Origin of the sequence: Nocardioides caricicola (assembly GCF_039541135.1) — a bacterium.
In the GTDB taxonomy this organism is placed as follows: domain Bacteria; phylum Actinomycetota; class Actinomycetes; order Propionibacteriales; family Nocardioidaceae; genus Nocardioides; species Nocardioides caricicola.
In genome coordinates, this window is the sequence record NZ_BAABFQ010000008.1 from 213,207 (window position 1) to 227,171 (window position 13,965).

Annotated in this window: 14 protein-coding genes; 3 read left to right on the top strand and 11 right to left on the bottom strand. The window is 70.0% G+C overall.

Features of this window, described 5'->3' with window-relative positions:
- Positions 1-6: 6 nt before the first annotated feature.
- On the bottom strand, positions 7-1,347 hold the full coding sequence (locus tag ABD875_RS18645; RefSeq protein ID WP_345180989.1) for a GH1 family beta-glucosidase: 1,341 nt from the start codon (positions 1,345-1,347) through the stop codon (positions 7-9).
- Between the two features lie 47 nt (positions 1,348-1,394).
- On the opposite strand from ABD875_RS18645, the gene ABD875_RS18650 reads away from it, so the two are divergent.
- Complete coding sequence (locus ABD875_RS18650) at positions 1,395-2,414, top strand: LacI family DNA-binding transcriptional regulator (protein WP_345180991.1); 1,020 nt, start codon at positions 1,395-1,397, stop codon at positions 2,412-2,414.
- On the opposite strand, the gene trmB is transcribed toward ABD875_RS18650, so the two are convergent.
- The gene (gene trmB / locus ABD875_RS18655; RefSeq protein ID WP_345180993.1) at positions 2,386-3,111 is read right to left on the bottom strand and encodes a tRNA (guanosine(46)-N7)-methyltransferase TrmB; all 726 of its coding nucleotides are present in this window, start codon (positions 3,109-3,111) and stop codon (positions 2,386-2,388) included. The two genes, ABD875_RS18650 and trmB, sit on opposite strands and share 29 nt — an antisense overlap.
- 18 nt (positions 3,112-3,129) lie before the next feature.
- On the opposite strand from trmB, the gene ABD875_RS18660 reads away from it, so the two are divergent.
- A complete protein-coding gene (locus ABD875_RS18660) occupies positions 3,130-4,470 on the top strand; it encodes an aspartate aminotransferase family protein (RefSeq protein ID WP_345180994.1) in 1,341 nt (446 codons plus the stop codon).
- On the opposite strand, the gene ABD875_RS18665 is transcribed toward ABD875_RS18660, so the two are convergent.
- The 8 genes from ABD875_RS18665 to ABD875_RS18700 all read right to left on the bottom strand — a co-directional run bounded on the left by ABD875_RS18665 (position 4,467) and on the right by ABD875_RS18700 (position 12,807).
- Positions 4,467-4,844, bottom strand: coding sequence for a DUF4190 domain-containing protein (locus ABD875_RS18665; protein ID WP_345180996.1), 378 nt, complete (start codon positions 4,842-4,844; stop codon positions 4,467-4,469). The genes ABD875_RS18660 and ABD875_RS18665 overlap by 4 nt on opposite strands.
- Before the next feature lie 210 nt (positions 4,845-5,054).
- Positions 5,055-6,248: an elongation factor Tu gene (gene tuf / locus ABD875_RS18670; RefSeq protein ID WP_345180998.1), complete on the bottom strand. Its 1,194-nt coding sequence runs from the start codon at positions 6,246-6,248 to the stop codon at positions 5,055-5,057.
- Between the two features lie 68 nt (positions 6,249-6,316).
- Positions 6,317-8,377 (bottom strand): elongation factor G, encoded by a 2,061-nt coding sequence (gene fusA, locus ABD875_RS18675; protein ID WP_379187277.1) that lies wholly within the window; start codon positions 8,375-8,377, stop codon positions 6,317-6,319.
- Positions 8,378-8,512: 135 nt separating this feature from the next.
- On the bottom strand, positions 8,513-8,983 hold the full coding sequence (rpsG, locus tag ABD875_RS18680) for a 30S ribosomal protein S7 (protein WP_243058911.1): 471 nt from the start codon (positions 8,981-8,983) through the stop codon (positions 8,513-8,515).
- 1 nt (position 8,984) lies between these two features.
- On the bottom strand, positions 8,985-9,359 hold the full coding sequence (gene rpsL, locus ABD875_RS18685; protein ID WP_345181002.1) for a 30S ribosomal protein S12: 375 nt from the start codon (positions 9,357-9,359) through the stop codon (positions 8,985-8,987).
- A 163-nt stretch (positions 9,360-9,522) separates the two neighbouring features.
- Complete coding sequence (locus ABD875_RS18690; protein ID WP_345181003.1) at positions 9,523-10,824, bottom strand: MFS transporter; 1,302 nt, start codon at positions 10,822-10,824, stop codon at positions 9,523-9,525.
- A 12-nt stretch (positions 10,825-10,836) separates the two neighbouring features.
- Positions 10,837-11,271 (bottom strand): MarR family winged helix-turn-helix transcriptional regulator, encoded by a 435-nt coding sequence (locus tag ABD875_RS18695; protein WP_345181006.1) that lies wholly within the window; start codon positions 11,269-11,271, stop codon positions 10,837-10,839.
- 93 nt (positions 11,272-11,364) lie between these two features.
- A complete protein-coding gene (locus ABD875_RS18700) occupies positions 11,365-12,807 on the bottom strand; it encodes an NCS2 family permease (RefSeq protein WP_345181008.1) in 1,443 nt (480 codons plus the stop codon).
- Positions 12,808-12,855: 48 nt separating this feature from the next.
- Here ABD875_RS18700 and ABD875_RS18705 point away from each other — a divergent pair, with 48 nt between their 5' ends.
- Positions 12,856-13,137, top strand: coding sequence for a DUF2530 domain-containing protein (locus ABD875_RS18705; RefSeq protein ID WP_345181010.1), 282 nt, complete (start codon positions 12,856-12,858; stop codon positions 13,135-13,137).
- On the opposite strand, the gene ABD875_RS18710 is transcribed toward ABD875_RS18705, so the two are convergent.
- Positions 13,134-13,928 (bottom strand): DUF3027 domain-containing protein, encoded by a 795-nt coding sequence (locus ABD875_RS18710; RefSeq protein ID WP_345181012.1) that lies wholly within the window; start codon positions 13,926-13,928, stop codon positions 13,134-13,136. The genes ABD875_RS18705 and ABD875_RS18710 overlap by 4 nt on opposite strands.
- Between the last annotated feature and the right edge of the window lie 37 nt (positions 13,929-13,965).

Genomic DNA, 13,965 nt, shown 5'->3' on the forward strand with positions numbered 1-13,965 from the left:
CAGCCGCTAGTGGCCGGCGAGGTGCTCCGCGAGCCAGTGGTAGGAGGCCTTCGGCGTCCGCGTCTGGTCCTCGGGGTTCACGTGCACGACGCCGAACGTCTTGGTGTAGCCCTCGGCCCACTCGAAGTTGTCCAGCAGGGTCCACACGAAGTAGCCGCGGACGTCGGCACCGGCCGCGCGAGCGCGCTCGGTGGCGGCGATGTGGTCGCGCAGGTAGCCGATCCGGTCCTGGTCGTCGAGCGAGGTGTCGGGGTACGCCGCGCCGTTCTCGGTGACCACGATCGGCAGGCCGGTGGCCTTGTGGGCGTCGATCAGCTGCTCCTCGAGCCCGCGGTCGTCGACCTCCCAGCCGATGTCGGTGCGCGGCTCGCGGACGACGAAGGACACCGGCGTGACGCCCGGGTAGGCCTCGACCTCGGGGTGCACCGACAGGCTCGGGTCGGCGAGCGTCGGGCGGAACGGCGTGTAGTAGTTGACGCCCATCCAGTCGGCGGAGCCCTTGACCAGGTCGAGGTCGCCGTCGCGGACCAGCGTCGAGTCGGCGAGCACCGGAGCGACCCGGAGCAGGCCCTCGTCGTACTCGCCGTGCGCGAGGGGGCCGGTCCAGATCCGGTTGCGGACCGCGTCGAGCTCGTCGGCGGCCGCGGCGGCCTCCGGGGTCTCGGGCCAGAACGGCGCCAGGTTGTGGACGATGCCGAGGTCGGTCACGCCGGCCTCGTGCAAGCGGGCCGCGGCCAGGCCGTGACCGAGGTTGAGGTGGTGGGCCGCGCGGTGGCCGGCGGCGCCCTCCTTGCGGCCGGGGGCGTGGATGCCGGCGGCGTAGCCGAGGTAGGCCGCGCACCACGGCTCGTTGTGGGTCGCCCACACCTTCACACGGTCGCCGAGGCGCTCGTGGACCACCATGGCGTAGTCGGCGAACGCGTAGGCCGTGTCCCGGTTGAGCCAGCCGTCGCGGTCCTCGAGGGCCTGCGGCAGGTCCCAGTGGTAGAGCGTGGCGGTCGGGTTGACGCCACGCGCGAGGGCGGCGTCGACGAGGCGGTCGTAGTAGTCCAGCCCGCGCGGCTCGACGCGGCCGGTGCCCTCGGGCACGATCCGCGGCCAGGCGATCGAGAAGCGGTACCAGCCCGCGTTCATGCCCGCGACCAGGTCGAGGTCCTCCTCGAAACGGTGGTACGAGTCGCAGGCCACCCGGCCGTCGAGGCCGTCGCGCGTGGCGCCCGGGACCTGGGCGAACGTGTCCCAGATGGACGGGGCTCGGCCGTCCTCGGCGATCGCGCCCTCGATCTGGTACGCCGCGGTGGCGGCGCCGAACGCCAGGGTGGATCCGTCGGGAAGGTGCTGGGTCATGGGCACCACCGTAGTCGTTCGCGAGCAAAAGTGGGAGCGCTCCCGCGATGACGGGCATCAAGGACGTGGCGCGCGAGGTGGAGATGTCCACCGCGACCGTCTCGCGCGCCCTCCGGGGGCTCCCCGGCGTCTCCGAGGAGACCCGGGACCGGGTCCGGGAGACCGCGCGGCGGCTGGGGTACGTGCCCTCCCCCAGCGCGGCGGGGCTGGCCACCGGCCAGACCCGGACAGTTGCGGTGATCGTGCCGTTCGTGACCCAGTGGTTCTTCGCCGCCGTGGTCCAGGGCGCCGAGGAGGAGCTGCGCAGCCGCGGCTACGACCTGCTGCTCTACAACCTCGCCGGCGACCCGGCTGCCCGGCACCGGGTGTTCAGCACGAGCTTGCTCACCAAGCGGGTCGACGCGATCCTCGTGCTCAGCCTGACCCCCAGCCGAGACGAGCTGGCCAGCCTGGAGGCGCTCGGGAAGCCGGTGACGATCGTGGGCGCCGACCTGCCGGGCTGGGCGACCGTGCGGATCGACGACCACCTCGCCGCGAGCACCGCGACCCAGCACCTGCTCGACCTCGGCCACCGCCGGATCGCCTACATCGGCGGCTCGACCGAGGGGGCGCTCGACTTCACCGCGCCGGTCGAGCGGGTCGCCGGCTACCGGGCCACGCTCGCCGCGGCCGGTGTGCCCCACGACCCGGCGCTGGAGGCCGACGGAGACTTCACGGTCGCCGGTGGGATGCGCGCGGCCGCCGAGCTGCTCGAGCTCGCGGACCGGCCCACCGGCATCTTCGCGGCGTCCGACGAGATGGCCATCGGCGCGCTCCGTGCCGCGCGCGACCGCGGGCTGCGGGTGCCCGAGGACCTGTCGGTGATCGGCATCGACGACCACGAGATGGCGGACTTCTTCGACCTCACCACCGTCGCCCAACCCGTGCACGAGCAGGGGCGGGTGGCCGCGCAGCTGGTGCTCGGCGCGCTCGGCAGCGACGACTGGGACCCCGAGCAGGTGGTGCTGCCGACCGAGCTGGTCGTGCGCCGTACGACCGCTAGACCCTGCGGTACGCCAGGTCCGTGATCGCGCGGTCCTTGGCGAGGCCCTTGCGCTCGAACTTGGTCACCGGGCGCTCGGCCCACCGCTCGACGACCCCGCCGGTCAGCAGCGGCTCCGCGTCGAGCACCTCGACCATCTGCTCGGCGTAGTCGGCCCAGTCGGTGGCCAGCCGCCACTCGGCGCCCGGCGCGAGCCGGCTCGCGGCCAGCGCCGCGAACTCGGCGGTGACCAGCCGGCGCTTGTGGTGCTTCTTCTTGTGCCACGGGTCGGGGAAGAACACCCAGAGCCCGGCGAGGCTGTCCGGCTCGACGAGGTGCTCCATCGACCAGACCGCGTCCACGCTGAGCATCCGCACGTTCGTCAGCCCGGCCTCGGCGATCCGCCCGAGGGTGTCGGCGACGCCGGGGCGCCAGACCTCGAACGCGACGACGTCGTGGTCGGGCCGCGTGGACGCGAGCGCGACCGTGGACTCACCGATACCCGAGCCGATCTCGACGACCAGGGGCGCCGTACGGCCGAACATGCCCGCCAGCGAGAAGCCCGGCTCGTCGACGGCCTCGTCGGGGAGCCAGAAGCGCTCGGCGTGCTCGTCCCAGGCCTGCGCCTGCTTCGGGGTGAACCGGCTGCCGCGCCGCGAGTAGGTGAGCACCTCACGCATCCGCCGGCCGTCGTCGGTCAGCTTGTGGTGCGGGCGCGCTGGTCGCACGCGTTCTTCGGCCATTGCTCTATCTTCCCAAGCATGATCTCCCGCGATCGAATCGCCGCCCTCCGCGCCACCGAGGAGGACCGCTTCGCCGAGCTGCACCCGCGCTCCGCCGAGCTCGCCGACAAGGCCCGCGGGCCGCTGCTCGCCGGCGTGCCGATGCCGTGGATGACCCGGTGGCCGGGCCGGTTCCCGCTGTTCTTCGAGTCGGCCTCCGGCGCGCGGCTGACCGACGTGGACGGCCTGGAGTACGTCGACCTCTGCCTCGGCGACACCGGCGCGATGACCGGGCACGGCCTGCCGCAGGTGGCCGACGCGATCGCCGCGCGGGCGCGGACCGGCATCACGACGATGCTCCCGTCCGCCGACGCGGTGTGGGTCGGCGAGGAGCTGGCCCGCCGGTTCGGCCTCCCGTCGTGGCAGCTGGCGATGTCGGCGACGGACGCCAACCGGTTCGTGCTGCGCTTCGCCCGCCACCTGACCGGTCGGCCGCGGATCGCGGTCATGGACTGGTGCTACCACGGCACCGTCGACGAGACCCTCGCCGTGCTCGACGGCGATCGCGTCGTACCGCGACCGGGCGCGCTCGGTCCGCAGGTCCCGGTGGCGGAGACGACGGCCGTGGTGCCGTTCAACGACCTCGACGCGCTCGACCGGCGCCTGGCCGAGGGCGACGTCGCGTGCCTGCTGATGGAGCCGGCACTCACCAACATCGGCATCGTGCTCCCGGACCCGGGCTACCTCGACGGCGTCCGCGAGGTGACCCGGCGCCACGACGTGCTGCTGGTCATCGACGAGACCCACACGCTGTGCGCCGGCCCCGGCGGGGCCACGGCAGCCTGGGGCCTCGAGCCGGACTTCGTGGTCGTCGGCAAGCCGATCGGCGGCGGCATCCCGTGCGCGGCCTACGGCATGTCGGCCGCGGTCGCCGACCGGCTCTCGGGTCCGATGCTCGGCCACGAGATCGACGTCGCCGGTGTCGGCGGCACGCTCACCGGCAACGCGCTGGCCCTCGCCGCGATCAAGGCGACCCTGTCCAGCTTCCTGCGCGAGGAGGACTTCGCCGTCGCGATCCCGCTCGCGGAGCGCTTCACCGACGGCGTGGCCGGGGTGATCGCCGAGCACGGGCTGCCCTGGCACGTGCAGCGGCTGGGCTGCCGGGCGGAGTACTGGTTCTGCCCTCCCCCGCGCGACGGCGCCGCGGCCGCGGCGGCGGTCGACGAGGAGCTCGAGGGCCTGCTGCACCTGTGGTGCCTCAACCGGGGCGTGCTGCTGACGCCGTTCCACAACATGGCGCTGTTCAGCCCGCACCACACGGCCGACGACGTCGACCGTCACACCGAGGTGTTCGGCGAGGCGATCCGGGCGTTGCTCTAGGCGGTGCCCATCGACGCGATGCCGATGACCACGAACAGCAGCACGAACGCCAACGAGATCGCGAGCAGGACGGTGCCGACGATCCCGCAGATCCGGCCGGCGTTGGCGGTGCTCCGACCGCCGAGCTGGCCGCCGCTGGCGTCGATCTCCTTGACGACCCGGTTGCCCATCACCCAGGCGAACACCGAGAGCACCTGGCAGGCGACCAGGCCGATGATGCCGAGGACCAGGATCACCGTCGCCTGCGGGTGGTCGCGCGGTCCGTAGTACTGCGGCTGCTGGCCGTAGGGCTGGTACGGCGGCTGGCCGGGCGGCTGCTGGCCGTAGGGGTTGGGCGGCTGCTCGCCGTACGGCGGCGGGGCGTTGTCGCTCATGGCCGATATCCAACCACGTAGGAATGCAGGAACCCCCGCCGGCCGAAGCCAGCGGGGGTTCCTGTGCGTTGCTAGGTCAGATCACTTGGTGATCTTGGTGACCCGGCCGGCATCGGGCGGAGCCGGCCACCCCGGGCGGCCGCACAAACGCCGAGGGCCCCGAACCTTGCGGTTCGAGGCCCTCGGTGAGTGCTACTGGATCAGGTCAGATCACTTGGTGATCTTGGTGACCCGGCCGGCGCCGACGGTGCGGCCGCCCTCGCGGATCGCGAAGCGCAGACCCTCGTCCATGGCGATGGGCTGGATCAGCTCAACGGCCATCTCCGTGTTGTCGCCCGGCATGACCATCTCGGTGCCCTCGGGGAGGGTCACGACGCCGGTCACGTCCGTGGTACGGAAGTAGAACTGCGGGCGGTAGTTGTTGAAGAACGGCGTGTGACGGCCGCCCTCCTCCTTCGAGAGGATGTAGACCGAGGCCTCGAAGTTGGTGTGCGGGGTCGTGGTGCCCGGCTTGATGACGACCATGCCGCGCTCGACGTCCTCGCGCTTGGTGCCACGAAGCAGCAGACCGACGTTCTCACCGGCCTGGCCCTCGTCGAGCAGCTTGCGGAACATCTCGACGCCGGTGACGGTCGACTTCTGCGAGGTCTCGCGGATGCCGACGATCTCGACCTCCTCGCCGACCTTGACGATGCCGCGCTCGATACGACCGGTGATGACGGTGCCACGACCGGTGATCGTGAAGACGTCCTCGACCGGCATGAGGAACGGCTTGTCCGTCTCACGCTCGGGGGTGGGGATGGCCTCGTCGACCGCGTTCATCAGCTCGAGGATCGAGTCGCCCCACTTGGCGTCGCCCTGCAGCGCCGGGAAGGCGGCAACGCGCACGACCGGGATGTCGTCGCCCGGGAACTCGTACTCGGAGAGGAGCTCGCGCACCTCCATCTCGACGAGCTCGATGAGCTCCTCGTCGTCGACCATGTCGCACTTGTTGAGCGCCACGACCAGGGCCGGCACGCCGACCTGGCGGGCGAGCAGCACGTGCTCACGCGTCTGCGGCATCGGGCCGTCGGTGGCGGCGACCACGAGGATCGCGCCGTCCATCTGAGCCGCACCGGTGATCATGTTCTTGATGTAGTCGGCGTGACCCGGGCAGTCGACGTGCGCGTAGTGGCGCGCCTCGGTCTGGTACTCGACGTGCGCGATCGAGATGGTGATACCGCGCTGGCGCTCCTCGGGAGCCTTGTCGATCTCGTCGAACGCCGAAGCGGCGTTCAGGTCCGGGTACTTGTCATGCAGCACCTTGGTGATCGCCGCGGTCAGCGTCGTCTTACCGTGGTCGATGTGACCGATGGTGCCGATGTTGACGTGCGGCTTGGTCCGCTCGAACTTCGCCTTAGCCACTGGGGCTCCTCCTGTGTGGGTTTGTTACTTGACTCGTAGAAAAGTGGTGCAGCCGAGGGTCCGGACGATTACTCGCCGCGAACCTTCTTGATGATCTCGTCGGCGATGTTCGTGGGAACCTCGGCGTACGAGTCAAACTCCATCGAGTACGACGCCTGGCCGGAGGTCTTGGACCTCAGGTCGCCAACGTACCCGAACATCTCGGACAGCGGCACGAGGGCGTTGATGACCATGTCACCGTGACGCTCCTCCTGTGCCTGGATCTGGCCGCGGCGGCTGTTGATGTCGCCGATGACGGTGCCGAGGAACGACTCGGGGGTCGTCACCTCCACCGCGAACATCGGCTCCAGCAGCACGGGCTTGGCCATGCGGGCGGCCTCCTTGAAGGCCTGGTTGCCGGCGATCTTGAACGCGAGCTCGGACGAGTCGACGTCGTGGTAGGCGCCGTCCTCGAGGGAGAACTTCACGTCGACCATCGGGTAGCCGGCGAGGACACCGAACTCCATGGCCTCCTGGCCACCCTGGTCGACCGACGGGATGTACTCGCGCGGGACGCGACCACCCGACACGTTGTTGACGAACTCGTAGCCCGCGCCGGTCCCGGTCTCGGGGTCGATGTTGGGGCCGAGCGAGACGACGACCTTCGCGAACTGACCCGAACCACCGGTCTGCTTCTTGTGCGTGTAGCTGTGGTTCGTGACCTCCTTGCGGAGGGTCTCGCGGTAGGCGACCTGCGGCTTGCCGACGGTGGCCTCGACGCGGAACTCGCGCTTCATCCGGTCGACGAGGATCTCCAGGTGGAGCTCGCCCATGCCGGCGATGATCGTCTGGCCGGTCTCTTCGTCGGTCTTGACCGTGAAGGTCGGGTCCTCGTCGGAGAGGCGCTGGATCGCGATGCCCAGCTTCTCCTGGTCACCCTTGGTCTTGGGCTCGATCGCGACCTCGATCACCGGAGCCGGGAACGTCATCGACTCGAGGACGACCTGGTTGTTCGGGTCGCACAGGGTGTGACCGGTCTTGGTGTCCTTGAGGCCCATGACGGCGACGATCTGGCCGGCGCCGACCGACGCGATCTCCTCACGCTTGTTCGCGTGCATCTGGTAGACCTTGCCGATCCGCTCCTTCTTGCCGTTGACCGAGTTGACCACGGTCGAGCCGGCCTCGAGCTTGCCGGAGTACACCCGGACGTAGATCAGCTTGCCGAGGTGCGGGTCCGAGGCGATCTTGTAGGCCAGGCCGGAGAACGGCTCGTTGTCGGCGGGCTTGCGGGCGATCTCGGTCTCCTCGTCGCCCGGCTTGTGGCCGATGATCGCGTCGATGTCGAGCGGCGACGGCAGGTACTTCACGACCGCGTCGAGCAGGGGCTGGACGCCCTTGTTCTTGAACGCGGTGCCGCAGAGGACCGGGTTGACCTTGTCGGCCAGGGTCGCGCGACGGATGGCGTCCTCGAGCTCCTCGACGGTGAAGTCCTCGCCCTCGAGGAACTTCTCCATCACGGCGTCGTCGGCGTCAGCCAGCGTCTCGAGGAACTTCTCGCGGTACTCGGCGGCCTGCTCGGCCATGTCCGCGGGGATCTCCTCGACCTCGTAGTCCTCGCCCATCTTGGTCTCGCCGCGCCAGGTGAGGGCACGCATGCCGACCAGGTCGATGACACCGAGGAAGTCGGACTCCGCGCCGATCGGCAGCTGGAGCACGAGCGGGGTGGAGTTGAGGCGCTCGACCATCATGTCGACGCAGCGGAAGAAGTCCGCGCCGGTCCGGTCGAGCTTGTTGACGAAGCACATCCGCGGGACGGAGTACTTGTTCGCCTGGCGCCACACGGTCATGGTCTGGGGCTCGACACCGGCGACACCGTCGAACACGGCAACGGCGCCGTCGAGGACGCGCAGCGAGCGCTCGACCTCGGCGGTGAAGTCCACGTGACCCGGGGTGTCGATGATGTTGATCTGGTGGTTCTTCCACCAGCAGGTCGTCGCGGCCGACGTGATCGTGATGCCGCGCTCCTGCTCCTGCTCCATCCAGTCCATCGTGGCCGCGCCCTCGTGGACCTCACCGATCTTGTAGGTGATGCCGGTGTAGAAGAGGATGCGCTCGGTGGTGGTGGTCTTACCGGCGTCGATGTGCGCCATGATGCCGATGTTGCGGACCTTGTTGAGGTCCGTGGTGATGTCGACAGCCACTGTCGTTGCGTCCTTAGAAAGTAGGAAGGACTGGGGAGCCGGGGAGGAACGGCGACGGGGTACGTCGCGTCCCTCCCCGCGCGATCACCAGCGGTAGTGGGCGAAGGCCTTGTTGGACTCGGCCATCTTGTGGGTGTCCTCGCGCTTCTTCACAGCGGCACCGAGGCCGTTGGAGGCATCGAGGATCTCGTTCATCAGTCGCTCGGACATCGTCTTCTCGCGACGGTCCTGGGCGTAGCCGACCAGCCAGCGCAGCGCGAGCGTGGTGCCACGCGTGCCCTTGACCTCGATCGGGACCTGGTAGGTCGCACCGCCGACGCGGCGGGACTTGACCTCGATCGCCGGCTTCACGTTGTCGAGCGCACGCTTCAGCGTGAGGACCGGGTCGGTGCCGGTCTTCTCGCGGCAGCCCTCGAGGGCGCTGTAGACGATGCGCTGGGCAACCTGCTTCTTGCCGTCCTGGAGGACCTTGGACACCAGCTGGGAGACCAGCTGCGACCCGTAGACGGGGTCGATGTCGATAGGCCGCTTGGGAGCGGGACCCTTGCGCGGCATATCAGCTCTTCTCCTTCTTGGCGCCGTAACGGCTGCGGGCCTGCTTGCGGTTCTTGACGCCCTGGGCGTCGAGGGTGCCGCGGATGATCTTGTAGCGGACGCCGGGAAGGTCCTTCACACGGCCGCCGCGCACGAGCACGATCGAGTGCTCCTGGAGGTTGTGACCGACACCCGGGATGTACGCCGTGACCTCGACGCCGCTGGAGAGGCGCACACGGGCGACCTTGCGGAGGGCGGAGTTCGGCTTCTTCGGGGTGGTGGTGTAGACGCGGGTGCACACACCGCGTCGCTGGGGCGAACCCTTGAGGGCAGGTGTCTTGCTCTTGGACACCTTGTCCTGGCGGCCCTTGCGGACCAACTGCTGAATGGTGGGCACCGGGTGGTTCCCCTTCGTCTTACTCTCAGTACGCGCACTCTGCACGCACGGGATCTGCTGGGTGTCTGGGTGGTGCTAGGTCGACCGAACCGCTCGCCCCCGAGGTCGGGCGTGTCGCCCGTATTTCGGTCTGGCAGGCGCGCCGGAGACGAGGACTGGATTCCTACGACTGGGTCCGGGCACGCGCAACGGCCTGGTTGTCCCAGACACGAGGAAAAAGGTTACCCGCGCCGGATACACCGGTCAAAACGCGCCGACGCCTCAGGTACCAACCCGCGGACAGCGCGACGCCGGCCATGGTGAGCAGGCCGCCGAGCAGGAGCGTCCAGCGGGCGCCGAAGGCCTCGCCGATCCAGCCGATCACCGGAGCTCCCAGCGGCGTACCGCCCATGAAGATCATCATGTAGAGCGCCATCACCCGGCCGCGCAGCGCGGCGTCGGTGGACACCTGCATGAGCGTGTTCGCGGCCGTGACCATCGTGAGCGAGGAGAGCCCGATCAGCGGCATCCAGAGCGCGAACAGGGTGTACGTCGGGAGCAGCCCGGCCACCACCTCGAGGGCGCCGAAGGCCATCGCCGCGCCCACGACCAGCCGCAGCGGGACCACCGGCCGGCGTGCGGCGAGCAGCGCGCCGGTGAGCGAGCCGACGGCGAGGAACGTGCCGAGCAGTCCGTACGCCGCGGCACCGCGGTGGAAGACGTCGGTCGCCATCAGCGCGGACGTCATCTGGAAGTTCATGCCGAACGTGCCCGCGCAGAACACGATCATCAGGATCAGCATCAGGTCGGGTCGACCCCGCACGTAGCGGACGCCCTCGCGGATCATGCCCTTGCCGCGCGCGGCCGGGACCGGGGTGCGGAGCAGGTCGGGGTTCATCCGGCGCAGGGCGAGCACGGGCCCGACGTAGCTCACCGCGTTGAGCACGATGACGTAGCCGGTCGCCTCGGCCCCTCCCCCGAACGCGCCGATCAGCAGGCCGGCGATCGCCGGGCCGACGATCCGGGCCGCGTTGAACGACGCCGAGTTCAGGCCGACCGCGTTGGTGAGCTCGTCCTTCGTGACGATCTCGCTCACGAACGACTGCCGCGCCGGCCCGTCGAAGGCGGTGCCGATGCCGAAGACGAACGCGAGGACGTAGACGTGCCACACCTCGGCCTGGCCGGTGACGGCGAGCACGCCGAGCAGCAGCGCCGGCAGCGCCATCATCAGCTGGGTCACCTGCAGCAGCGTCCGCTTCGGGACCCGGTCGGCGATCAGGCCGGCGTACGGCGACAGCAGCAGGATCGGGAGGAACTGCAGGCCGGTCGTGATGCCGACCGACGTCCCGCCCTGGCTCCCCGGCACGTGCAGCACCAACCAGTCCTGCGCGACCCGCTGCATCCAGGTGCCGGTGTTCGACACCAGGGCGCCGGCGGCGTACAGGCGGTAGTTCGGGTTGGACAGGGCGCGGAACGTGGGACTCATGAAGCGGTGAGGTCAGTCCTTCTGAGCGAGCTGCTCGATGATCGGGGCGGCGGCGCGCAGGGTCGCGCGCTCGTCGGGGGTCAGGTCGGCCAGCCGGCGGGCCAGCCAGGCGTCACGTCGGTCCCGGTCGGCCAGGACGCGGGCGCGGCCGGTGTCGGTGAGCTCGACGACGACCTGGCGGCCGTCGGTCTCGTGCGGGCGGCGTACGACGTCGCCGCTCTCCTGCAGGCAGTTCACGGTGCGCGTCATCGACGGCGGCTGGACCCGCTCCCAGGCGGCCAGCTCGCCGATCGTGAGCGCACCGTTGCGGAACAGGCAGCCGAGCACCGCCATCTGGTTGAGGCTCAGCTCGTTGTCCGGGTGCCGCTCGTTGGCGAGCCGGCGCCGCAGGCGCATCACGCTGAGACGCAGCTCCGCCGCGAGTCCGGCGTCGGTCGTGATCGGCATATCGTTAGCATAACTCATTACCTTTGCTAAGCATTCCTGCGAAGAAGAGGCCCGGCGCCGACGCCGGGCCCCTCCCTCTGGCACGCCTCCGGGCTAGGTCAGCCAGCCGGTGATCGGGCCGATCGCGAAGTACACGACGAAGGCGACGGAGACGCCCCACATGAGCGGGTGGATGTCGCCGGCCTTGCCGCGCACCAGCTTGATGAACGCGTAGGAGATGAAGCCGGCGCCGATGCCCGCGGTGATGGAGTAGGTGAACGGCATCAGCACGATCGTGAGGAACGCCGGGATCGCGATCTCGAGGTCGTCCCAGTCGATGCCCTTGACCTGCTGCATCATCAGGAAGCCGACGAGCACGAGCGCAGGCACGGCGGCCTGGAGCGGGATCATCTCCACGAGCGGGGCGAGGAAGATCGCGCCGAGGAAGAGGACGCCGGTGACCACCGACGCGAGCCCGGTGCGGGCTCCCTCGCCGACGCCCGAGGCCGACTCGATGTAGGACGTGTTGGACGAGACGCCGCCCGCACCACCTGCGGCCGCGGCGACCGAGTCGACCATCAGGATCCGGCGGGTGTTCGGCGGGGTGCCGTCGTCCTGGAGCAGTCCGGCTTCGGCGCCGATCGCGGTCATCGTGCCCATGGTGTCGAAGAAGTCGGCGAGCAACAGGGTGAAGATCAGCAGCAGCACGGTGACGACACCGGCGTTCTCCCACGAGCCGAGCAGGCTGAACTCGCCCAGGGTGCCGAAGTCGGGGGACTTGATGACGTCCTCGGGCCACACCGGCGAGATGTTGCCCCAGCTCTTCGGGGAGCCGATGGCCTCGACGACGAACGCGAGCGCCGTGGTCACCGCGATCGAGATCAGGATCGCGCCCCGGACGTGGCGGACCCACAGCGCGATGACCAGCAGCAGGCCCAGGCAGAAGACGAGGACGGGCCAGCCGGCGAGCTCGCCGCCGACGCCGAGCTGGACCGGGACGGTCGACTGGGCAGCGTCGGGGATGCGGGTCACGAACCCGGCGTCGACGAAGCCGATCAGCGCGATGAAGAGGCCGATGCCGACGGAGATCGCGATCTTGAGCTGCGCGGGCACCGCGTGGAAGACGGCCTCCCGGAAGCCGGTGAGGACGAGGACGAAGATCACGAGACCCTCGATCACGACCAGACCCATGGCGTCGGCCCAGGTCATCTGGCTGGCGATCGACAACGCGACGAACGCGTTCAGGCCCAGGCCGGTGGCCAGGGCGAGCGGGAAGTTGGCGACGACGCCCATCAGGATCGTCATCAACCCCGCGACCAGCGCCGTGCCGGCCGCGATCGTGGCGAGGTTCGAGCCGTCGCCGACGCCACCCCCGAGGTAGTTGCCGTCCTGGTCGGGCGCGAAGCCGAGGATCAGCGGGTTCAGCACGATGATGTAGGCCATCGTGAAGAACGTGACGAACCCGCCACGGATCTCGGTTCCGAGCGTGGATCCACGCTCGGAGATCTTGAAGAATCGATCGAGGCCGCCCACCGAGGGCGCTGTCTGAGTGCTCACGGCGCGAATGATCGCAGAGCCTGGACCGCGTCGACTAGCGTGGCCCCCGTGGAACTTCGCGACGACCAGCCGATGCAGCACGACTTCGGCAAGCGGACGTTCTTCGTCGCCGACGTGGAGCCGCTCGACGTCGACGGCGTGCGCACGGTGGAGGTCGGTACGGCGCTCTGGCTGGTCGCCTTCATCGCGCTGCTGCCGTTCTACGGACGCCTCGAGGAGTCCGGCAACGAGTGGTGGCTGTGGACCTGCCTCGCGGGCGTCGGGCTGGGCCTGTTCGGCCTGGAGTACTGCCGCCGGCGGCGCAAGGCGCGCGCCGAGCGCGAGGGCTAGAGCGTCTCGATCTCGTCCGGGGTGAGGGTGTCGAACACCGGCTCCGGCAGCGGCACCGGCTCGTGCTTCTTGGCCAGCCGGACCTCGGAGTGCGCACCGCAGCCGTGGTCGAACGACACGACCCGACCGTCGTCGTTGGCGTCACCGTTGGCGCAGACGCCGAACATCTCCGACAGCGGGCCGGCGATGCGGAGCAGGAAGCCGCACGTGGTGCAGCTGTCCGGGGCCGACTTGGCCAGCGGCGCCTCCGGCCCGGCGTCCCCGTCGTACCACCGCTGCGCGGCGAGCTCGCGGCCCTCGAGCGAGAGCGTGCGGACCCGGCCGAGGCCGAGGTCCTTGGCGACCTGGCGGACCTGGGCCTTGTCGTCGGCGTCGAGCGGGTCGTCGCCGACGAGGTACGTCGGGACCAGCCGCGGGTCGTCGTCGTCGACCGGGAGCAGGTCACCGGGTGACAGGTCGCCCGGCTTGATGCGCTCGCGGTAGGGGACCCACGGCGGGGCGACGATCGCCTCGTCGCCCGGGATCAGCACGACCTCGTCGACGGTCACGACCTTCTGGCGCGGCGCGCGGGTGACGGTCACCGACCAGCGCCAGCCGACGTACCCGGCGCGCTCGCAGGCGAACAGGTGGGTGACGACCCGCTCGCCCTCGACCACGTGGCCGAGGTGCTCCCCGACGTCCGCGGCCGGGACGTCCTCGAGGAGCGCGGCGCGCGCCACGTCGACGGCTGCGACGGTGGCGGAGTCGGGCTTGGTGCGCGCGGTCGTGATCACGGCGTGATCATCCCTCATCAGGGCCGAGGCTGTCAGGTCGGGTGCGGCAGGATGG

Excerpts from the sequence above, each read along its gene's own strand:
- ABD875_RS18645 (WP_345180989.1), bottom strand. The coding sequence starts at position 1,347 with ATGACCCAGCACCTTCCCGACGGATCCACCCTGGCGTTCGGCGCCGCC.
- ABD875_RS18650 (WP_345180991.1), top strand. The coding sequence starts at position 1,395 with ATGACGGGCATCAAGGACGTGGCGCGCGAGGTGGAGATGTCCACCGCG.
- trmB (WP_345180993.1), bottom strand. The coding sequence starts at position 3,111 with ATGGCCGAAGAACGCGTGCGACCAGCGCGCCCGCACCACAAGCTGACC.
- ABD875_RS18660 (WP_345180994.1), top strand. The coding sequence starts at position 3,130 with ATGATCTCCCGCGATCGAATCGCCGCCCTCCGCGCCACCGAGGAGGAC.
- ABD875_RS18665 (WP_345180996.1), bottom strand. The coding sequence starts at position 4,844 with ATGAGCGACAACGCCCCGCCGCCGTACGGCGAGCAGCCGCCCAACCCC.
- fusA (WP_379187277.1), bottom strand. The coding sequence starts at position 8,377 with ATGGCGCACATCGACGCCGGTAAGACCACCACCACCGAGCGCATCCTC.
- rpsG (WP_243058911.1), bottom strand. The coding sequence starts at position 8,983 with ATGCCGCGCAAGGGTCCCGCTCCCAAGCGGCCTATCGACATCGACCCC.
- ABD875_RS18690 (WP_345181003.1), bottom strand. The coding sequence starts at position 10,824 with ATGAGTCCCACGTTCCGCGCCCTGTCCAACCCGAACTACCGCCTGTAC.
- ABD875_RS18695 (WP_345181006.1), bottom strand. The coding sequence starts at position 11,271 with ATGCCGATCACGACCGACGCCGGACTCGCGGCGGAGCTGCGTCTCAGC.
- ABD875_RS18710 (WP_345181012.1), bottom strand. The coding sequence starts at position 13,928 with ATGAGGGATGATCACGCCGTGATCACGACCGCGCGCACCAAGCCCGAC.